We start from the raw sequence: 21,355 nt of genomic DNA on the forward strand, positions 1-21,355 counted from the left end.
AACCTGTAGCCGTCGCTTAACGCGGAATCACCGGCTGGCGTGACTTCTTCTTGCCTTTGCCGCCCTTGCCCGCTTCCTTGCGCTCCTTGGCCGCCTGCTGGTTGCGGGCAAACGCAGCGGCCTTGGCCTGCTCGCGCTTGTCCCACGGCTTGCTGCCATCGCTGGCACGCGGTGGCAGGCCGGTGTGCTGGGTGAGGATCTTCTGCTCCTTGCCCACCTTATGGCTGCCGGACGGGGTCGAGTTCTTGCGCCGGGCGCTGTGATAACCGTCGCTCTCCGGCTGGTGCAACGGGATCAACTGGTGCTTGCCCGAACCAATCAGATCGGCACGGCCCATGCGCTGCAGGGCCTCGCGCAGCATCGGCCAGCCCTTCGGATCGTGGTAACGCAGGAAGGCCTTGTGCAGGCGGCGCTGCGCCTCGCTCTTGACGATGGTCACCGGGTCGCTCTTGTAGGTGACCTTGCGCAGTGGGTTCTTGCCCGAGTGGTACATGGCCGTGGCCGAAGCCATCGGCGACGGGTAGAAGGCCTGCACCTGGTCGGCACGGAAGCCGTTGCCCTTGAGCCACAGGGCCAGGTTCATCATGTCTTCGTCAGTGGTGCCCGGGTGCGCGGCGATGAAGTACGGGATCAGGTACTGCTCCTTGCCCGCCTCTTTCGAGAACTTCTCGAACATCCGCTTGAAGCGATCATAGGTTCCGATGCCCGGCTTCATCATCTGGTTCAGCGGGCCTTCTTCAGTGTGCTCCGGGGCGATCTTCAGGTAGCCGCCAACATGGTGGGTGACCAGTTCCTTCACATACTCCGGCGATTCGACCGCCAGATCGTAGCGCAGGCCCGAGGCGATCAGGATCTTCTTCACCCCCGGCAAGGCACGGGCGCTGCGGTACAGCTTGATCAACGACGAGTGGTCGGTGTTCAAGTTCGGGCAGATGCCAGGGAATACACAAGATGGCTTGCGGCAGTGGGTCTCGATCTCGGTACTCTTGCAGGCGATCCGGTACATGTTGGCGGTCGGACCGCCCAGATCGGAAATCACCCCGGTAAAACCCGGAACCTTGTCGCGGATTTCTTCGATTTCCCGAATGATCGACTCGTGGGAGCGGTTCTGGATAATGCGCCCTTCATGCTCGGTGATCGAACAGAAGGTGCAACCACCAAAGCAGCCACGCATGATGTTCACGGAGAAACGGATCATCTCGTAGGCCGGGATGCGCTCCTTGCCATAGGCCGGGTGCGGAACACGTGCGTAAGGCATGCCGAACACATAGTCCATTTCTTCGGTCGTCATGGGGATGGGTGGCGGGTTGAACCATACATCCACCTCGCCATGCTTCTGTACCATCGCGCGCGCATTGCCAGGGTTGGTTTCCAGGTGCAGCACACGGTTGGCGTGGGCATAGAGCACTGGGTCATTGCGTACCTTCTCGAACGATGGCAGGCGGATCACCGTCTTGTCACGGGTCATGCGCGGACTTTCGAGAATCTGCACTACCTTGGCTTCGTTCGGATCCTCGGCCTCGCCCTTGGCCTGCTCGATGGCGCACGCCTGGGTGTCCTGGGTGTTGACGTAGGGGTTGATGATCTTGTCGACCTTGCCCGGGCGGTCAATACGTGTCGAGTCGATCTCATACCAACCCTTTGGGGTATCACGACGGATGAAGGCCGTACCGCGCACGTCAGTGATGCTTTCGATGGACTCGCCGAAAGACAAGCGTTGGGCAACCTCGACGATGGCGCGCTCAGCATTGCCGTACAGCAGGATGTCGGCGCTGGCGTCGATGAGGATCGAGTGGCGGACCTTGTCCTGCCAGTAGTCGTAGTGAGCAATGCGGCGCAGGGAGGCCTCGATGCCACCCAAGACGATCGGCACATGCTTGTAGGCTTCCTTGCAGCGCTGGCTATACACCAGGCTGGCGCGGTCTGGGCGCTTGCCGGCCAAACCACCCGGGGTGTAGGCGTCGTCGGAACGGATCTTCTTGTCCGCGGTATAGCGGTTGATCATCGAGTCCATGTTGCCCGCCGCGACGCCGAAGAACAGGTTCGGCTCGCCCAGCTTCATGAAGTCGTCCTTGGACTGCCAGTTCGGCTGGGCAATGATGCCCACGCGAAAGCCCTGGGCCTCCAGCAGGCGACCGATGATGGCCATGCCGAACGACGGATGGTCGACGTAAGCGTCGCCGGTCACGATGATGATGTCGCAGGAATCCCAGCCGAGCTGATCCATCTCCTCCCTGCTCATCGGCAGGAAAGGTGCTGGCCCGAAGCATTCGGCCCAGTACTTGGGATAGTCGAAGAGTGGTTTGGCTGCTTGCATGTCAGTGACCGATTCTGTTGTGCAGGGAAATCGCGGGCGCGGAATATAGCACAAATTTTGATCAAGTCCGACGGTGCAAGTCGGATTCACCAGACCAATCCCACAGACGACGCCGACCACGGGGGAAGCTCGCTATACAAAGCCCCCACAGGCGCGGTAACGCCAGCAGGATACGCCGTTACTCGTCGTCGTCGAAGTTGTAGCTGCCCGGCGCCAGGTTCTCGAAACGAGTGTACTTGCCAATGAACGCCAGACGCACGAAGCCGATAGGGCCGTTACGCTGCTTGCCGATGATGATCTCGGCCACGCCCTTGTGCTCGGTTTCGGGGTGATAGACCTCATCCCGGTAGACGAACATGATCACGTCGGCGTCCTGCTCGATCGCTCCGGACTCACGCAAGTCGGAGTTCACCGGACGCTTGTTCGGGCGCTGCTCCAGCGAGCGGTTGAGCTGGGACAGGGCGATCACCGGGCAGTTGAACTCCTTGGCCAGGGCCTTGAGCGAGCGGGAGATCTCGGAAATCTCGTTGGTCCGGTTGTCGCCGCTGGAGCCTGGGATCTGCATCAACTGCAGGTAGTCGATCATGATCATGGCGATATCACCATGTTCACGCACCAGGCGCCGGGTCCGCGCCCGCATTTCCGACGGGCTGATACCGGCGGTATCGTCGATGAACAGCTTGCGGTCGTTGAGCAGGTTGACCGCGGAGGTCAGCCGGGGCCAGTCATCGTCATCGAGCTGACCGGAACGGATCTTGGTCTGGTCGATGCGCCCCAGCGAAGAGAGCATACGCATGACCAGCGATTCACCTGGCATCTCCAGGGAATACACCAACACTACCTTATCGCTGCGCAACACGGCGTTTTCCACCAGGTTCATCGCAAAGGTGGTCTTACCCATGGATGGACGGCCGGCGACGATGATCAGGTCGGCTGGTTGCAGGCCGCTGGTCTTCTCGTCCAGGTCGGTGTAGCCAGTGGACAGGCCGGTGATGTCGTTATCGGAGTTGAACAGCGTATCGATACGGTCGATGGCCTTGGTCAACAGGTCGTTGACCCCCACCGGGCCACCGGTCTTGGGCCGTGCTTCGGCGATCTGGAAGATCTGCCGCTCGGCCTCGTCGAGGATCTCCTCGGCGTTGCGCCCCTGGGGGTTGAAAGCGCTGTCGGCGATGTCGGTGCTGATACTGATCAACTGGCGCAGGGTCGCACGTTCGCGAATGATCTGCGCATAGGCCTTGATGTTGGCCACCGACGGGGTGTTCTTCGCCAGCTCACCCAGGTAGCCGAGGCCACCGACCTGGGACGAAAGGCCTTCCTTGTCCAGTTGCTCATGCAGGGTGACCACGTCGAACGGGATGTTCTGGTCCACCAGCTTGTGGATGGCGCGGAAGATCAGGCGATGGTCATGCCGATAGAAATCACCGTCCGACACCTGATCCAGCACTCGCTCCCAAGCGTTGTTGTCCAGCATCAGACCACCGAGCACGGCCTGTTCGGCCTCGATGGAATGCGGCGGCACCTTCAGGGCAGCGGTTTGCAGGTCGAATTGCTCGGGGGTTGAGATCTCGTTCATGGCCACGCGGAATTCAGGGAGATGAAAAAGACAAAGGGCACGACCTGCAATGCAGGACCGTGCCCGATGTTAACCGGCTGGCACGCAAGGAGCCAGCCGATCGGTACAGCTTAGGCTGCGACAACAACCACGCGAACGGTGGCTTCAACGTCGCTGTGCAGGTGCACGGCAACGTCGTATTCGCCGACGTTACGGATGGTGCCGTTCGGCAGACGAACTTCAGCCTTGGCCACTTCAACGCCGGAGGCGGTCAGGGCGTCAGCGATGTCGTGGGTGCCGATCGAACCGAACAGCTTGCCTTCGTCGCCAGCGGTGGCAGTGATGGTCACTTCCAGCTCGGCCAGTTGGGCAGCGCGGCTTTCAGCCGAAGCTTTCTTGTCTGCAGCCAGTTTTTCCAGCTCGGCGCGACGCTCTTCGAACGCGGCCAGGTTGTCGGCGGTGGCAGCAACGGCCTTGCCGAATGGCAGCAGGAAGTTACGGCCATAACCGGCCTTAACTTTTACTTTGTCGCCCAGGTTGCCCAGGTTGGCGACTTTTTCCAGCAGGATCAGTTCCATTTGGTATAAACCTCTTAACTTTTAACCTTCACCGTTCGCAGAACCGCTGTCGTCACCCTTCTCAGGAGACTTGCGACCGCGAAAATCAATCAGGCTATCGACAATGGCCAATACCACGAGCAACGGATAGGTCAGTTGCATGAACAGCACCAGTGTCACGTACAACCCGACCAGCCAGAACCGGCCCAGTCGTTTCTGCGCTACCAGCCCATGCAGCAGGGCGATGCCTGCGAACAGGAGCGGCACACTGCACAACGGCGTCAGCATCGCCAGGCCGGGACCGAAGTTCGGACCGACCAGCATGCACGCCAGCAGCACCAGCGCCGGCACCAGGGGAATCCGTACCGCCTGAAACTCGCGGCCGAAACCTCCCGGGTTGTACAACACGGCCTGCCAGTAGCGCCCCAACATCAGGGCCAGCACGCTGACAGCTTGCAGCAGGGCCGCGATCAGGCCATTGAGCACCGGTACGATCAGGCCTCCGAGGCGGGCTTGCTCCTCTACCGACATCTGCTGGTAGAGACCGTCGAGCATCTGCGGCAGGGCTTTTTCAAGCGCTCGCGCCAGAGCTTCAATCGGTTCGCGAAACACCGAACCCAGGACAACGCCATACACCAGGCCCAAGGCGATGCTGAACAACAGCACCCGGTTCCAGGATTGCCCGGCGCGCAACAGCGCAGCCAGTCCCAGTGTCCCCAGCAGCACCATGAGGGTGCGCGGCTCACCGAAGAACCACCAGGCCAACGCCGGCAACAATGCCCAGGCGAGGACTGACGAAGCATCCTTGAAACCGCGCCGCAGGAACACCAGGCTCCCGGCAGCGGCACTCAACCAGAACAACAGCGGCAATGCCGCACAACCGACCACCACTACAGTGGCCTGCACGCGACCGCGCATGATGAAATCAGCCAACGCTCGCATGCTCTATCCCTTACTACTTGTCGACGACCCGGTCTCAGCGGCCGTGGCTGTCGGTGTAGGGCAGCAGGGCCAGGAAGCGGGCGCGCTTGATAGCGGTAGCCAGCTGACGCTGATAACGAGCTTTGGTACCGGTGATACGGCTTGGAACGATCTTGCCGGTTTCGGATACGTAAGCTTTCAGGGTGTTGAGATCTTTGTAGTCGATCTCTTTCACGTCTTCAGCAGTGAAGCGGCAGAATTTACGACGACGGAAGAAACGTGCCATGTAATAGGCTCCTCAAAAGGTCCGTGGATTACTCGTCAGCGTTATCGCTGTTGTCGCTGTCATTGCTGTCATCGCCTTCGGCGCTTTCAGCATTCTCAGGACGGTCGCGACGCTCACGGCGCTCACTGCGGTTTTCTTCAGCCTTGAGCATCTCGGACTGGCCGGTAACGGCTTCGTCACGACGGATGACCAGGTTACGGATCACGGCATCGTTGTAGCGGAAGTTGTCTTCCAGTTCAGCCAGAGCTTTGCTGGTGCACTCAACGTTCAGCATCACGTAGTGAGCCTTGTGAACATTGTTGATTGCATAGGCCAGTTGACGACGGCCCCAGTCTTCCAGACGGTGGATCTTGCCACCATCTTCTTCGATCAGCTTGGTGTAACGCTCAACCATGCCGCCGACTTGCTCGCTCTGGTCAGGGTGGACCAGGAAGATGATTTCGTAATGACGCATGAATGCTCCTTACGGGTTAGTAGTCTGCCAGCAACCTGGTCAGACAAGGAGTGAATGACACTGTATGTCTTGCCTTGGAAAGAGGCACATGCGCGCCTGCCTGCACGGCAAGGGGCGCAATTGTAGAGAAGGTACGGGACACAAGCAAGGCGATTGGCGATTATTTGAACAGCGGGAAATGAATTCGCGGGACAGGCCAGCGCCCCGCGATCGACTCAACGCTTGCCTTGGCGCTGCCGCACGGCCTCAAACAGGCAAACGCCGGTGGCTACCGACACGTTCAGGCTGCTCACGCTGCCTGCCATTGGCAACTTGACCAGGAAATCGCAGTGCTCGCGGGTCAGGCGGCGCATGCCTTTGCCTTCAGCCCCCATGACCAGCACGATCGGCCCGGTCAGGTCCTGCTGGTAGACTTCCTGCTCGGCCTCTCCCGCCGTACCGACCACCCAGAGCCCGCGCTGCTGGAGCTTCTCCAAAGTGCGCGCCAGGTTGGTCACGGCCACCAGCGGCATGACCTCCGCCGCGCCGCATGCGACCTTGCGCACCACGGCGGTCAGGGTTGCCGATTTGTCCTTGGGAATCACGACCGCCAAAGCCCCCGCGGCATCGGCCGTGCGCAGGCAAGCGCCAAGGTTGTGCGGGTCGGTCACGCCGTCCAGCACCAGGATCAGCGGTGGACGCTCACTGCGCTCGATCAACTCGTCGAGCATCGCCTCGCCCCAGACCTGACTAGGGCTGACCTCGGCGACCACGCCCTGGTGCACACCTTCGACCCAAGCGTCCAGCTCGCGCCGCTCGGCCTGGCCGACCGGGATGCGGTTTTGCGCCGCCAGCTCGACTAGGGCCTGGGTGCGCGGCTCGCTGCGCCCTTCGGACAGCCAGATCTGCTTGACCCGCTTCGGGTGGTGGTGCAACAAGGCCTGCACCGCATGCACACCGTAGATCTTTTCCAACTGACTCATGGCTTGCTCTTGCCTTTACGTGCGGCGCCCGACTTCGACGGCCCTTTGCGATGCTTGGTCGGCGGCTTGCCGGAGGAGGACTTGCCGGGTTTCTCCGACTTGCCAGTACGGGCGTCGCTCATCAGCGCCTTCTTCATTTCACGGCTCTTGCGCACCTCGGCGTTGCGCTGCACGGCATGGGAAGGGAAATAGGCTTCGGCCGTTTCACTCTTCTTGCTGCGTCGCGCCGGCTCGGCTTTGGCCGGTTCGGCCGCAACCGGGGCGCTGGCTGGTGCGTCGGTAGTGGCACGGCGCTTACGGCCGATCGGAGCACTGAGCGTGCTTTCAGCCACTTCGAAATCGATCTTGCGCTCCTCCAGGTTGACGCGCATGACCTTGACCTCGATCGTGTCGCCCAGGCGGAAGCTACGCCCACTACGCTCACCGGACAGCCGATGGTGGATCGGGTCGAAGTGATAGTAGTCGCCCGGCAGCGCGCTGACGTGCACCAGGCCTTCCACATAGATGTCGGTCAGCTCGACGAACAGGCCGAACCCGGTCACCGCGGTGATCACGCCCGGGAAGGTCTCGCCGACGCGGTCCTTCATGTATTCGCACTTGAGCCAGTTGACCACGTCGCGGGTGGCCTCGTCGGCGCGCCGCTCGCTCATCGAACACTGCTCGCCCAACTGCTCCAGGGTGTTCTCGTCATATGGATAGATGCGCGCCTTGGGAATGCTCATCGCCCCGGCACGCTTGACGTGCGGGGTGTCCTGACGGGAGCGGATCACACTGCGGATAGCCCGGTGCACCAGCAGGTCCGGGTAACGGCGGATCGGCGAGGTGAAGTGGGTGTAAGCCTCGTAGTTCAGGCCGAAGTGGCCATGGTTGTCGACGCTGTACACGGCCTGGCTCAGGGAGCGCAGCATCACAGTCTGGATCAGGTGGAAATCTGGACGGTCGGCGATCTGCGCCAACAGGGCCTGGTAGTCCTTCGGCGAAGGTTCCTTGCCTTTGTGCAGCGACAGCCCCAGCTCACCAAGAAAAGCGCGCAGTTTTTCCAGGCGCTCCGGCGGCGGACCATCGTGCACCCGGTACAGGGCCGGGACTTCATGCTTCTTGAGGAACTCGGCGGTGGCCACGTTGGCTGCCAGCATGCACTCCTCGATCATCTTGTGGGCGTCGTTGCGCACGGTCGGGCGGATTTCCGCGATCTTGCGCTCGGCACCGAAGATGATGCGGGTTTCCTGGGTTTCGAAGTCGATCGCACCACGGTTGTGGCGCGCCGCCAGCAGGACCTTGTACAGCGCGTGGAGGTTCTTCAGGTCCGGCAGTACTTCGTCATACTCGGCCCGTAGGGCCTTGCCCTCACGGGTGCGGGCGTGCTCGAGCATGCTGCTGACCTTGTTGTAGGTCAGCCGCGCATGGGAGTGAATCACCGCTTCGTAGAACTGGTAATCGACCATCTGCCCGGTCTTGTTGATGGTCATTTCACAGACCATCGCCAAGCGGTCGACGTGCGGGTTCAGCGAGCACAGGCCGTTGGAGAGCTCCTCGGGCAACATCGGCACCACGCGCTCGGGGAAATACACCGAGTTGCCACGCAATTGGGCTTCAGTGTCCAGGGCCGAACCCAGACGAACATAGCTGGAAACGTCGGCGATCGCCACGTACAGCCGCCAGCCGCCCGAGAACAGGCGCAACTTGCCCAGTGGCTCGCAGTAGACAGCGTCGTCGAAGTCGCGGGCATCTTCACCATCGATGGTGACGAATGGCAGGTGGCGCAGGTCGACCCGCTTTTCCTTGTCTTTCTCTTCGACCTCGGAGCGGAACTTGCGCGCTTCCTTGATCACGGCCTGGGGCCAGACATGGGGAATGTCGTAGCTGCGCAGCGCAACGTCGATTTCCATGCCCGGCGCCATATAGTTGCCGATCACTTCGACCACATCGCCCTGGGGCTGGAAGCGTGGGGTTGGCCAGTGGGTGATCTTGATCTCAACGAACTGGCCGATCTTCGCGCCGCCGTTGCGCCCGGCAGTGACCAGCACTTCCTGCTGGATCTTCGGGTTGTCCGGGGTGACGAAGCCGATGCCGCCCTCCTCGAAGTAGCGGCCGACCACGCTTTCATGGGCGCGGGAGATCACCTCCACCAACACGCCTTCACGGCGGCCACGGCGGTCCACACCGGAGACCCGGGCCAGGGCGCGGTCGCCATCGAACACCAGGCGCATCTGCGCCGGGCTGAGGAACAGGTCATCGCTTCCATCGTCGGGAATAAGGAAGCCGAAACCATCGCGGTGGCCGGAAACACGGCCAAGAATCAGGTCCAGCTTGTCCACCGGGGCATAGGTGCCGCGCCGGGTGTAGATCAACTGGCCATCACGCTCCATGGCGCGCAGACGGCGCCGCAGAGCTTCGATCTGGTCTTCAGTGGTCAGGCCGAACTCCGCCACCAGTTGCTCTCGCGCAGCTGGCTCACCGCGTTCGGCAAGGTGTTGCAGGATCAGCTCACGGCTGGGGATGGGGTTTTCGTATTTTTCCGCTTCACGTGCGGCCTCGGGATCGAGGGATTGCCAATCGGCCATCAGGAGGGGTTCACCTTGGTCTATATAAGGGATAGTTTGGCATAGGCGTATTGAAACCGGAAATGTCAGGCTTGGACAGCCCCGCCAGAGGGTCCGCAGCGCCCTTGAAAGCCTGCGGAATCAACAAGTTGAATTTTTTGAGATTTTTTTCCAATCGGGGCTTTACAGCCCTTTGGGGCATCCGTATAGTGCGCACCACAACGACGGACACCGTCGTTATAGTTGAAAAGCGGACCGATGTGAACCATCGAGTTAGCCCTTCAGCGAAGCCCAGGTGGTGAAATTGGTAGACACGCCAGCTTCAGGTGCTGGTGACCTTACGGTCGTGGAAGTTCGAGTCTTCTCCTGGGCACCAATTTCAAGTTTCAGATGCTCACGTTATCTGGAATTTATGCGACACGCTACACTGCTTCATGTTTTAATGCTGCACACTTTGCCCAGATGGTGAAATTGGTAGACACGCCAGCTTCAGGTGCTGGTGACCTTACGGTCGTGGAAGTTCGAGTCTTCTTCTGGGCACCATATTCAAAAAACCCGCTAGCTCGCTAGCGGGTTTTTTCTTGCCTGCGATTTACCTTCTGCCCTTCTCACGCTGGATATAACCGATAGCCAGCTCATGAATTTTCCTCCACCCGGTCACTTGAGAAACAATATCGTTTATCATTGTTTCCAAATATGTAGCCGTAAGCGAGGAAGTACCCGCATGACGATCCGCCCGAAACCGCTGATGCGCACCCTGGCTGCCGCTCTGTTCGGCCTGGTGCTTGGCGCGCCAGCTGCCATGGCTGCCGAACCGGTGACCCTGACCCTGTACAACGGCCAGCACAAGGAAATCGGCGAGGCCATCGCCAAGGCCTACGAGGCCAAGACCGGCATCCACATCAACATCCGCAAGGGCAGCAGCAATCAGTTGGCCAGCCAGATCATCGAGGAAGGCGACCGCTCGCCAGCCGATGTGATCTATACCGAAGAGTCGCCGCCCCTGAACAACCTCGGCGAACTCGGCCTGCTGGCCACGATCGACGACGCGACCCTGCAGATGCTGCCCAAGGAATACGTCGCGGCCAACGGCACCTGGATGGGCGTGACGGCCCGCACCCGGGTCGTGGTCTTCAATCCCAAGCAGATCGATGAGAAAGACCTGCCGCAATCGGTCATGGATTTCGCCAACCCCGAGTGGGACGGCAAGGTCGGGTTCGTCCCTACCAGCGGTGCCTTCCAGGAACAGGCCGTGGCCATCCTGAAGATGCACGGGCGTGATGCCGCCGAGGAGTGGCTAACGGGCCTGAAGGCCTTCGGCAAGACCTACACCAACAACATGGTCGCCCTCAAGGCCGTGGAAAACGGCGAAGTGGCCGCCGTGCTGGTGAACAACTACTACTGGTACGCCCTCAAGCGCGAGCGTGGCCAATTGGATTCCAAGCTGTACTACTTGGCCGATGGCGACGCCGGCGGCCTGGTGACCATCTCCGGCGCAGCCGCAGTCAAGGCAAGTAAACATCCGAAAGAAGCCCAGGCCCTGCTGAACTGGATGGCCAGTGAAGAAGGCCAGCGCGTGATCACCCAGACCACCGCCGAATACCCTCTGCACAAAGGCATGGTGTCCGACCAGGGACTGAAGCCGTTCGAAGAGCTGCGCCCGCCGAAGATCACCCCGGCCGACCTTGGCAACGCCGAGGAAGCCCTGGAGCTTGAACGCGAAGTCGGCTTGCTCTGATGAGTGCCGCTCTGCCCGAGCCAGCACTGGTTCGCTTCGTGCCGCGCCGCAAGCGCCCCTCGATATGGGTGGTGCTGCCGGTGCTGTTCCTGGTGGCCATGAGTCTGCTGCCATTACTGTACGTTGCGCTCAAGACTTGGCAGGCCGGCTGGCACGAGGCCCTGCGCCTGCTCTGGCGTCCCTTCGTCTGGGGCCTGATGCGCAATACCTTGATGCTGATGGTCGGGGTCACCCTGACCTGCCTGGTGGTTGGACTGGCACTGGCCTGGTTGCTAGAACGCAGCGACCTGCCTGGCCGGCGCCTGTGGGGAGTGATCCTCTGCCTGCCATTCGCCGTACCGGCTTTTGTCAGTAGCTTCACCTGGGTATCGCTCAGCCCGCGCTTCGAGGGGCTGGGCGGAGCCATCCTGGTCATGGCGCTGTCCAAGTATCCACTGGTGTTCCTGCCGGTGGCGGCGACCTTGCGCAACCTCGACACCTCCCTGGAGGAGTCGGCGCGCACCCTAGGGTGCGGCCGCTGGGGCGTGTTCTTCAAGATCACCCTGCCGCTGCTATGGCCCTCGATGCTCGGTGGCGCCCTGTTGATTGCCCTGCACATGCTGGTGGAGTTCGGCGCTCTGTCGATCCTCGGCCTGCAGACCTTCACCACGGCGATCTACCAGCAGTTCGAACTGGAGTTCAGCAACGCCAACGCAGCAATGCTCTCGGCTGTGCTGCTGGCACTCTGCCTGCTGATGCTCTGGCTGGAGTTGCGCGTGCGCGGCAAGGCCCGTCACGTGCGCATCGGCCAAGGCGTGGCCCGCCGCGCCGCGCCGGTTCGCCTGCGCGCCTGGACGCCGTTGGGCCAGCTGTTCTGCCTCGGGCTGGCGCTGTTGGGCAGCGGTATTCCGCTGGCTATGCTCGGCTACTGGCTGAGTGTCGGTTCGTCCGCGGCCTTCCCGGTGGCCGATATCAGCCGCGCCTTGCTTTCATCTTTGTCGCTGTCGCTCGGCGGCGCCGGCTTCAGCCTATTGCTAGCCCTGCCGATCAGCTTCCTGGTGGTGCGCTACAAGGGCCGCCTGGCGATCTGGGCCGAACGACTGCCCTACCTGCTGCATGCCCTGCCGGGCCTGGTGATCGCCCTGACGCTGGTGTACTTCGCATTGCACTATGTGCCCGTGTTGTACCAGACCACTGGGCTGCTCTTGCTGGCCTATGCTCTGCTGTTCCTGCCGCTGGCCCAGGCGCCGGTGCGCACGGCGCTGAACAAGGCGTCGCCGCAGCTGGAAGAAGCCGCGCGAACCCTGGGTGCGTCGTCGTTCGGAGCCTTTTGCCGGGTGACCCTGCCGATCATCTTCCCAGCCTTGGCGGCGGCGTTCGCCCTGGTGTTCCTTGACGCCATGAAGGAACTGACAGCCACCCTGCTGCTCAGCCCGACCGGCATGACCACCCTGGCCACCGAGGTCTGGGCGCATACCGCCAATGTCGAGTTCGCTGCGGCGGCGCCCTATGCGGCGTTGCTGATCCTAGTATCCGGGTTGCCGGTTTACCTGCTGACGACGCGGATGTACCTGAACAAGGCTTAGGCTCGGAACTGCCCCAGACTGGCCTTGAGCTGAGCCGCCAGGTCGTCGAGCACTTTGCTGCTGGCGGTGGTCTGCATGACCACCTCAGCGGCGCGCTCGGCCTGGGCATGGATGTTCTCGACCCGCCCACGTACCGCCTGGGCGCCATGGGCCTGCTGCTCAGCTGCGCGGGTGGCCAGGCCGATCGCCGCATGCACCTGCTCCACCGAAGCCTGCACCGACTGTTGCAATCGCGCATTGTCGCGCAGCACCAGCAAGCCCTCGCTGGCCTGGCGCCCGGCCTGGCTGATGGCTGCCACCGCTTCCTTCGCCCCCTGCTGCAGGGCGCCGATATGCGCCTGGATATCACCGGTCGAACTCTGCGTCTTGCTGGCCAGGGCCCGCACTTCGTCGGCGACCACGGCAAAACCCCGCCCGGTCTCGCCAGCCCGTGCCGCCTCGATCGCAGCGTTCAGCGCCAACAGGTTGGTCTGCTCGGCGATGCCATGGATCACGGTCAGCACCACTTCGATCTGCTCGCTTTGCTGGGCCAGGCGCTCGATTACCTCAGAGCCGGTTTCCACCTGTCCGGCCAGGTTCTCGATCAGGCCAGCCAACTGCGTGGATGTGCGACTGTTCTCGTCCGTTGCCTGGCGGATATCCACCACCTGCTGCAAAGCGGCCTGCATGGCCTGGCTCTCGGCCTGGGCCTCGTCGGCCATGGTCGACAGATCTCGCAGGCTGGCCGCCACTTCGTCGCGCTGCAACGCCGCGGCGGCATCGGCACCGGCATTGTGCTGGGCCATGGTGCCGATCTCGATGCCGGTGCGCTGGGCCACTTCGCCCGCCTCACGCACGATGGGCTGCAGCTTGTCGACGAAACGGTTGACCGCGCAAGCCATGTCGCCGATTTCGTCGCGACTGTCCAGGGTCACGCGCTTGGTCAAATCGCCCTCGCCCGCGGCCAAGTCATTGAGCGCAGCGATCAGCAAACGCAGCTTGCTCACCACTCGGCGCCCGAGCACCACAGCCACCAGCAGCAACACCCCCAGGCCGACCAAGGCCAGACCCAGCCCGATCCGCCAGCGCAACTCAGCCGCCGCCTCACGCACACTTTGCGCAGTGTTCGCCTGCATGGCTCCAGCGCTGGACTGGGCTGCCTCCAGCCGTGCGCGCAGGGCCTTGCCGCTATCGGCGGCGGCACCGACCAGGCTGTCCCCCACCAGTTGGTCACCGCTGGCGATCAGCGCCGTAAAACGCTGATCCAGGGCCTTGAGCTCCTGCTCCACCGCCACCGTGGAGACGCCCATCAGCACCTTGCCGATTTCCACGCCATTGGGGCTGATCGAAGCTTCGACAAAGTACACCGACGGGTCATTGCGGGCAGCATCGAGCACCTTGTCCAGCGCCCGCTCGCCCGCGCCCTTCTCGATCAAGGCCTGGTTGATGGGGTTCTGCCGGTTCAGGTAGCGGGTTAGATGCTGTCCCTCGGCATCGTCGTAGACCACGAACAGTACGCTGGGATTACGTTGCGCGCGCCGGGCGAACTCCGAAAGCATGGGCACGTCGTTGTCCCACATGGCGCGAGGGGCGACTGAGGCGAGCAGTTCGGCCATGTCGTTGGCCGAATCCTTGAGATTCTTCTCCAAGGTAGCGCGCAGCTGTTGCTGCTCGCCCTCCAGACGCGAGGACAGACCCGCCGTCAGGCGTTGGCGCGTACTGGCCGAAAGGCTGTCCAGACTGGAGCGTACTTCCTGCCCGGCTTGCTCCAGCTCTGCGGACAGCTTCTCGCTATCACCACCAAGGCGCTCGCCCAAGTCGGCCTCCAACGCGGTGACCGTGCTCCGGGTCAGGGCGACCGCGACCAGCACCTGCACCAAAAGAGCGATACCAAGGGCAACAAAGACTGGCCGCAACAGGCGGCTTCGTAACAGTGAGAGAACGGCGGACACGTGGAGACCCTCATACTTCTGGCGCCATTAAACTGATGGCACTTTAGGACCATTCTTACAGCAAAGGTTGTGCCGGAGCAGCAGGCATAAACGACAAATAAACTTACAAACACCCTAGGGGGGTGCAGTACTAGGGTAGGCGCCAACGTCAGTTGGCGATGCAAGGCACCGTCTTGCCAAAGGGCAGCGCCGCGCCGCCCATCATCGCCAGCTGACGCTGGCTGCAAAATAAAAACGCCGCGCCCCCTTGCGGGAGCGCGGCGCTGGATCAGCCTTTAAGGGGCTCGATCAGGCGAACGGATGGCGCAGCACGATGGTCTCGTTGCGGTCCGGGCCAGTGGAAATGATATCGATCGGCGCGCCAACCAGCTCTTCGATGCGCTTGATGTAGGCACGCGCATTGGCTGGCAGTTCGTCCAGGGTCTTGGCACCCAGGGTCGACTCGCTCCAGCCGGACATTTCCTCGTACACCGGCTCCAGGCCGATGTAGCTGTCGGCATCGGTCGGGGCGTCGATAACCGCACCGTTCTCGTTCTTGTAGCCCACGCAGATATTGATGGTCTCCAAGCCATCGAGCACGTCCAGCTTGGTCAGGCACAGACCGGAGATGCTGTTGACATCGATGGCGCGACGCAAGATCACGGCATCGAACCAACCGCAACGACGGGCGCGACCAGTAGTGGCGCCAAACTCATGACCACGCTTGGCGAGGAACGCACCGATGTCATCGAACAGCTCGGTCGGGAACGGACCGGAACCAACACGGGTGGTGTAGGCCTTGGTGATGCCCAGGATGTAGTCCAGGTACATCGGGCCAACGCCGGAACCGGTGGCGATGCCGCCAGCAGTGGTGTTCGAGCTGGTGACGTACGGGTAGGTGCCGTGGTCGATGTCCAGCAGCGAGCCCTGGGCGCCTTCGAACATGATGTCCTTGCCAGCGCGGCGCAGGACATGCAGCTCAGCGGTGACGTCCTGCATCATCGGCTCGAGTTGTTCGGCATAAGCCATGCACTCATCCAGGGTCTGCTGGAAGTCGATCGCCGGCTCTTTGTAGTAGTTGACCAACTGGAAGTTGTGATAATCCAGCAGCTCACCCAGCTTGGCAGCGAAGCGCTCACGATGGAACAGGTCGCCGACGCGCAGGCCGCGACGGGCCACCTTGTCTTCGTAGGCTGGGCCGATACCACGACCGGTGGTACCGATCTTCTGTTCGCCACGAGCCTTTTCACGGGCCTGGTCCAGCGCCACGTGATAAGACAGGATCAGCGGGCAGGAGGGGCTGATGCGCAGGCGCTCGCGCACAGGCACACCCTTCTCTTCCAACTTGGTGATTTCGCGCAGCAGGGCGTCCGGTGCAACCACCACGCCGTTGCCGATCAGGCACTGAACGCCTTCACGCAGGATGCCCGAGGGAATCAGGTGCAGCACGGTCTTCTCACCGTCGATCACCAGGGTGTGGCCTGCGTTGTGGCCGCCCTGGTAGCGCACTACGGCGGCAGCATGTTCGGTCAGCAGGTCGACGATCTTGCCTTTGCCCTCATCACCCCATTGGGTGCCCAGGACGACGACATTCTTACCCATAACACTTGTCCTCATTCACGCAATCTTGGGTGCCGGCAACTGCCGGCGGAGAAACTCACTGGGTCAGCGGCAGAACCTGCCAGCGCCCGTCTTGCTGAATCAATTGCCGATCACAATCCGCCTCGAGAGCAGCACTCAACGGCTGCCCAGGCAAAGCCTGGACCACTCGCTGGCCCTCGTTGCGCAACTGGCAGACCAACTGCCAGAGGGCCGCATCGCCGCTGTCGGGCATCCAGATCCCGCCAGAAGGCAACACGACCTCCGCTCGCCCCAGTGTGACCAGGGTCTTCAAATCCGTAGAGAAACCGGTGGCCGGGCGCGCCCGGCCAAAGTCGGCGCCGATGTCATCGTAGCGCCCGCCCTGGGCGATCGACTGACCGACTCCGGGGACGAACACGGCGAACACCACGCCGGTGTGATAGTGGTAGCCCCGCAGCTCGCCCAAGTCGAAATACAGCGGCAAATCCGGGTAACGCGCCGCCAGGCGGTCAGCGATTGCCAGCAGGTCGTCCAAGGCTGCCAGTACGCCAGCCGGAGCACGGCCCAGGCGCACGCGCGCCTCGGTCAGCACTTCGCGGCCGCCACACAGTTCGGTCAGGGCACGCAGCATGTTGCCCAGATCCTTCGGCAGGTCAGCAGTCAGCTCATAGACTTCATCGCTGGCCTTGCGCTGCAACGCGTCGAACAACTGCTGCTCGGCTGCGCCAGAAAGGCCAGCGGCGCGGGCCAGGCCACGGTAGATGCCCACATGACCCAGGTCCATGTGTACGTCGGGCACATCAGCCAGTTGCAGCATGGCCAGCATCAAGCTGATGACTTCGACATCACTGACCGGACTGGCATCGCCATAGAGCTCGGCACCCAGCTGGATCGGGCTGCGCGACGTCGACAGAGCGCGCGCTTGGGCGTGCAGGACGCTACCGGCATAGCACAGGCGGCTCGGCCCTTCGCGGCGCAGGGTATGCGCATCGATGCGCGCCACCTGGGGCGTGAAGTCGGCACGGAAGCCCATCAGCCGGCCGGACTGCGGATCGACGACCTTGAAGGTACGCAGGTCCAGGTCCTGGCCGGCACCGGTCAGCAGCGATTCCAGGTACTCGATATGCGGGGTAACGACCAGTTCGTAACCCCAACTCTGGAACAGGTCCAACACCTGGCGACGCGCGATCTCGATGCGCGCCGCCTCAGGTGGCAGTACTTCTTCGATGCCATCTGGCAGAAGCCAGCGGTCTACCGTTGCCATTACGCCATTTCCCCTTTGGTCCGGGCGGCCTGCCTGCGGGCGAGCCTTGAGTGAAGCAGGTATCGGCAGACAGCAGCAGGCAGCACTGATCCCAGCGCTGCCGCCGTGCCAACACCCTCGAATACCTTGCGTCGCGGCCGCGTTCAGGCCATTAACTTACAGACGCAAAAAAGCCGGGAATTTCCCGGCTGCCGCATCATACACCCGTTTTCACGCAGAAATCACCCCGCCAGGCGTTTTAGCCGCCCGGCGGGGTCTCTGCTCAGGGTTTGCTCTTGTCCAGGTAGCGGAAGAACTCGTTCTTCGGATCCAGGACCAGCACGTCGCTCTTGCTCGAGAAGCTCTCGCGGTACGCCTGCAGGCTACGGTAGAACGCGTAGAAGTCAGGGTCCTGGGAGTAGGCCTTGGCGTAGATGGCAGCCGCCTGGGCATCACCATCACCGCGGGTCTCTTCCGATTCACGATAGGCCTCGGCCAGCAGGACACGGCGCTGACGGTCGGCATCCGCGCGGATACCTTCGGCCAACTCGTTACCCTTGGCGCGGTGCTCGCGGGCTTCACGCTCACGCTCGGTGCTCATACGATCGAACACGCTGCGGTTCACTTCCTTCGGCAGGTCGATGGCCTTGACGCGGACGTCGATGACCTCGATGCCCAGCTCCTTGTTGGCCATGCGGTTCAGCGAAGCCGTGATGTCAGCCATCAGCGCGTCACGTTCACCGGAAACCACCTCGTGCAGGGTGCGCTTACCGAACTGGTCACGCAGGCCGCTTTCCAGACGGCGCGACAGACGCTCGTCAGCGATCTGCTTGAGGCCCGAGGTCGCCGTGTAGAAGCGCTCGGCATCCTGAACCCGCCACTTGGCGTAGGCATCGACCATCACGGCTTTCTTCTCCAGGGTCAGGAAGCGCTGGGTCGGTGCATCCAGTGTCATCAGGCGGGCGTCGAACTTGCGCACCTGGTTGACGTAAGGGACCTTCACGTGCAGGCCAGGCTGGACATCCGCCTGGACCACGCGACCGAATTGCAGCAGCACTGCCCGCTCGGTCTGGGCCACGATATAGAAGCTGTTCCAGGCCACGATCGCCAGCACCACGGCAACGATCAGGGCGATCAGCGATTTATTGCTCATCAGCGGCTCTCCCTAGAACGCAGCGACTGTTGTTGCTGTTGCAGATCCGCCGCGGCGCGCGCAGCTGCATCGTTGGCCGATGCCGACACGCCACTGGCTGGAGCCGGCCTGCTGCGACCGCCTTCGACCATCTTGTCCAGCGGCAGGTAGAGCAGGTTGTTCTGCCCGTCCTTGGTTGCCACCATGACCTTGCTCGAATTGCTGTAGACCTCTTGCATGGTCTCCAGGTAAAGACGCTGACGGGTCACATCAGGCGCCTTGTGGTATTCGGCCACCAGCTTGCTGAAGCGGTCGGCCTCACCCTTGGCCCGCGAGATTACCTCGTCGCGGTAACCGTTGGCGTCCTCGATGATCCGTTGAGCCTGGCCGCGTGCTTCCGGCACCACGCCGTTGGCATAGGACTCGGCCTGGTTGCGGGAACGCTGCTCGTCTTCACGGGCGCGGATCACGTCGTCGAAGGCTTCCTGCACTTCACGCGGGGCTGCCGCGCTCTGCACGTTGACCTGGGTCACGGTGATACCGGTGCGGTAGGTGTCGAGGAAGCGCTGCAGACGCTCGCGAATTTCCACGGCCATCTGCTCACGGCCTTCGGTCAGCACCTGGTCCATCGCGGTGGAACCCACCACGTGGCGCAGAGCACTGTCGGTCGCATGCTGCAAGCTGACTTCCGGCTGGTCGACGTTGAGCACGAAATCCTGCAGGTTGGTGATCTTGTACTGCACGGTCAGCGGCACCTCGACGATGTTCTCGTCCTCGGTGAGCATCTGCCCCTGCTTGGTGTAGGCCCGCTCGCGGGTCACATTCTCCATGTATTTGCGATCGATCGGCGGGAAGTAGATGTTCAGGCCCGGCCCTACGGTCTCGTAGTACTTGCCGAAGCGCAGGACAACAGCCTGCTCCTGTTCATCGACCACATACACGGCGCTGTACAGCCAAATGGCTGCCAGCACGGCCAGGCCGATACCGAGCAGGCCGAAACCACCGCCCTTGCCGATATGCCTGTCACCACCACCGCGTTTCTTACCACCGCCGAACATGCCGTTCAGGCTGTCCTGCAGCTTGCGGAAGGCCTCGTCGAGATCCGGCGGACCTTTCTTGTCGCCACCACGGCGCCCGCCCCAGGGATCCTGATTGTTCGAGTTGCCACCCGGCTCATTCCAAGCCATAGCGCTCTCCATCTGATAAAGCAAAGACGCGCCCACGGCGCGCCGTCCAATGCTACAGAATGCCTGTCACGGCTGCCTGACGTCGTCGCCAGGCATTTATTGCAAAGTGTGTTGCTCTATGAACACCTGCGGCTCCATACCCTCGCGACTGACCAGGCGATTGAGGTCGACCCGGGGCAGACGCACGCTCAGCAGGCTGCTGCCTTGTTCATCATGCTCCTCGCCTTGCACAGCCCCCAGGGCAAAGAATTGCGCGCGCAAGCGGGCAAAACGCTGCTCCAGGCGCAGGGTACCGATAAACAGATCATCCCCCAGCAACTCGGCAATCGCCTGGCCGACCAGCTCCAGGCCACGCCCGTCACGTGCCGATACCCAGACCCTCTGCGGTTTGCCGTCGGCATCACGCTGGATCTGCGGCTCAACATCTTCGAGCAAGTCGAGTTTGTTATAGACCTCGAGGATCGGCAAGCCTTCGGCGCCGATCTCTCCCAGCACCGCCATCACCTGCTCGATCTGTTCCATGCGGTCCGGCTCATGGGCATCGATCACGTGCAGAAGCAGATCGGAGTTGCTCGACTCTTCGAGCGTAGCCCGAAATGCCTCGACCAGCTTGTGCGGCAGGTGCCGGATGAAACCCACCGTGTCGGCCAGCACGATCGGCCCGACGTCATCCAGCTCAAGGCGGCGCAAGGTCGGGTCGAGGGTGGCGAACAACTGGTCGGCCGCATACACGTCGGACGTGGTCAGGGCATTGAACAAGGTCGACTTGCCGGCGTTGGTGTATCCCACCAGCGACACCGACGGGATATCCGCCCGCCTGCGTCCACGCCGTGCCTGTTCGCGCTGGCTGCGTACCTTCTCCAAGCGTGCCTTGATCTGCCGTAGGCGGACCCGCAACAGGCGCCGGTCGGTTTCCAACTGGGTTTCACCCGGCCCGCGCAGGCCGATACCGCCCTTCTGCCGCTCCAGGTGGGTCCAGCCGCGGACCAGCCGCGTGCTCATGTGTTCGAGCTGGGCCAGTTCGACCTGCAGCTTGCCCTCATGGGTACGCGCCCGCTGGGCGAAAATGTCGAGAATCAGCCCGGTACGGTCAAGCACGCGGCACTCGAAGACACGTTCGAGGTTACGTTCCTGACTGGGCGTGAGGGTGTGATTGAAAATCACCAGATCTACCTGCTCGGTTCCGACCAGGTCGCGCAATTCTTCGACCTTGCCGCTGCCAATCAGGTATTTGGCGGTAGGCTGGTGCCGCGCCACATTGGCGAACGCGACAATATCGGCTCCGGCCGATAATGCCAGCTCCTGAAACTCCTGCGGGTCTTCGCGCGCCTCAGGGTTCTGACCTTCCAAGTGAACGAGGAGTGCTCGTTCACCACCACCGTGGCGCTCAAAGAACAAAGCAGA

Annotated in this window: 16 protein-coding genes, 2 tRNA genes and 1 pseudogene; 4 read left to right on the top strand and 15 right to left on the bottom strand. The window is 62.2% G+C overall.

Features of this window, described 5'->3' with window-relative positions:
• Nucleotides 1–16 precede the first annotated feature (16 nt).
• The 8 genes from ACYU03_RS23370 to rnr form a co-directional block, all read right to left on the bottom strand.
• Complete coding sequence (locus tag ACYU03_RS23370; RefSeq protein ID WP_461886977.1) at nt 17–2,317, bottom strand: YgiQ family radical SAM protein; 2,301 nt, start codon at nt 2,315–2,317, stop codon at nt 17–19.
• Between the two features lie 178 nt (nt 2,318–2,495).
• Nucleotides 2,496–3,893 carry a replicative DNA helicase gene (dnaB, locus tag ACYU03_RS23375; protein ID WP_461886978.1) on the bottom strand — a complete coding sequence of 466 codons (1,398 nt, stop codon included), beginning with the start codon at nt 3,891–3,893 and terminating at the stop codon, nt 2,496–2,498.
• Nucleotides 3,894–4,003: 110 nt separating this feature from the next.
• On the bottom strand, nt 4,004–4,450 hold the full coding sequence (gene rplI / locus ACYU03_RS23380; RefSeq protein WP_461886979.1) for a 50S ribosomal protein L9: 447 nt from the start codon (nt 4,448–4,450) through the stop codon (nt 4,004–4,006).
• A 21-nt stretch (nt 4,451–4,471) separates the two neighbouring features.
• Nucleotides 4,472–5,371, bottom strand: a complete 900-nt coding sequence (locus tag ACYU03_RS23385) for a hypothetical protein (RefSeq protein WP_461886980.1) — start codon at nt 5,369–5,371, stop codon at nt 4,472–4,474.
• Between the two features lie 34 nt (nt 5,372–5,405).
• Nucleotides 5,406–5,636: a 30S ribosomal protein S18 gene (gene rpsR, locus ACYU03_RS23390; RefSeq protein WP_009403887.1), complete on the bottom strand. Its 231-nt coding sequence runs from the start codon at nt 5,634–5,636 to the stop codon at nt 5,406–5,408.
• A 28-nt stretch (nt 5,637–5,664) separates the two neighbouring features.
• On the bottom strand, nt 5,665–6,090 hold the full coding sequence (rpsF, locus tag ACYU03_RS23395) for a 30S ribosomal protein S6 (RefSeq protein ID WP_461886981.1): 426 nt from the start codon (nt 6,088–6,090) through the stop codon (nt 5,665–5,667).
• A gap of 215 nt (nt 6,091–6,305) precedes the next feature.
• Complete coding sequence (rlmB, locus tag ACYU03_RS23400) at nt 6,306–7,052, bottom strand: 23S rRNA (guanosine(2251)-2'-O)-methyltransferase RlmB (protein WP_461886982.1); 747 nt, start codon at nt 7,050–7,052, stop codon at nt 6,306–6,308.
• Nucleotides 7,049–9,616: a ribonuclease R gene (gene rnr / locus ACYU03_RS23405; protein WP_461886983.1), complete on the bottom strand. Its 2,568-nt coding sequence runs from the start codon at nt 9,614–9,616 to the stop codon at nt 7,049–7,051. The genes rlmB and rnr overlap by 4 nt, the downstream gene beginning before the upstream one ends.
• A 268-nt stretch (nt 9,617–9,884) precedes the next feature.
• Between rnr and ACYU03_RS23410 the strand changes: the two genes are divergently transcribed.
• From ACYU03_RS23410 to ACYU03_RS23425, 4 genes are all read left to right on the top strand, one after another.
• Nucleotides 9,885–9,971, top strand: a tRNA-Leu gene (locus ACYU03_RS23410).
• Between the two features lie 80 nt (nt 9,972–10,051).
• A tRNA-Leu gene (locus ACYU03_RS23415) sits at nt 10,052–10,138 on the top strand.
• 181 nt (nt 10,139–10,319) lie between these two features.
• Nucleotides 10,320–11,333, top strand: a complete 1,014-nt coding sequence (locus ACYU03_RS23420; RefSeq protein WP_461886984.1) for an extracellular solute-binding protein — start codon at nt 10,320–10,322, stop codon at nt 11,331–11,333.
• Nucleotides 11,333–12,898, top strand: coding sequence for an ABC transporter permease (locus ACYU03_RS23425; RefSeq protein WP_461886985.1), 1,566 nt, complete (start codon nt 11,333–11,335; stop codon nt 12,896–12,898). Before ACYU03_RS23420 ends, ACYU03_RS23425 begins: the two co-directional genes overlap by 1 nt.
• On the opposite strand, the gene ACYU03_RS23430 is transcribed toward ACYU03_RS23425, so the two are convergent.
• The 7 genes and pseudogenes from ACYU03_RS23430 to hflX all read right to left on the bottom strand — a co-directional run bounded on the left by ACYU03_RS23430 (nt 12,895) and on the right by hflX (nt 21,349).
• Entirely contained in the window at nt 12,895–13,779 is an 885-nt protein-coding gene (locus ACYU03_RS23430) for a methyl-accepting chemotaxis protein (protein ID WP_461891534.1), read from the bottom strand. The two genes, ACYU03_RS23425 and ACYU03_RS23430, sit on opposite strands and share 4 nt — an antisense overlap.
• A 21-nt stretch (nt 13,780–13,800) precedes the next feature.
• Nucleotides 13,801–14,493: pseudogene (locus ACYU03_RS23435) on the bottom strand (methyl-accepting chemotaxis protein); the annotation flags it as partial.
• 624 nt (nt 14,494–15,117) lie between these two features.
• Nucleotides 15,118–16,410, bottom strand: a complete 1,293-nt coding sequence (locus tag ACYU03_RS23440) for an adenylosuccinate synthase (RefSeq protein WP_461886986.1) — start codon at nt 16,408–16,410, stop codon at nt 15,118–15,120.
• A gap of 55 nt (nt 16,411–16,465) precedes the next feature.
• Nucleotides 16,466–17,653, bottom strand: coding sequence for an ATP phosphoribosyltransferase regulatory subunit (locus ACYU03_RS23445; protein WP_461886987.1), 1,188 nt, complete (start codon nt 17,651–17,653; stop codon nt 16,466–16,468).
• A 262-nt stretch (nt 17,654–17,915) separates the two neighbouring features.
• Nucleotides 17,916–18,785: a protease modulator HflC gene (hflC, locus tag ACYU03_RS23450; protein WP_461886988.1), complete on the bottom strand. Its 870-nt coding sequence runs from the start codon at nt 18,783–18,785 to the stop codon at nt 17,916–17,918.
• Entirely contained in the window at nt 18,785–19,951 is a 1,167-nt protein-coding gene (hflK, locus tag ACYU03_RS23455) for an FtsH protease activity modulator HflK (protein ID WP_461886989.1), read from the bottom strand. Before hflK ends, hflC begins: the two co-directional genes overlap by 1 nt.
• Before the next feature lie 96 nt (nt 19,952–20,047).
• On the bottom strand, nt 20,048–21,349 hold the full coding sequence (hflX, locus tag ACYU03_RS23460; protein ID WP_461886990.1) for a ribosome rescue GTPase HflX: 1,302 nt from the start codon (nt 21,347–21,349) through the stop codon (nt 20,048–20,050).
• Nucleotides 21,350–21,355: the final 6 nt, after the last annotated feature.

The sequence above is a fragment of the Pseudomonas sp. X10 genome (assembly GCF_054889225.1).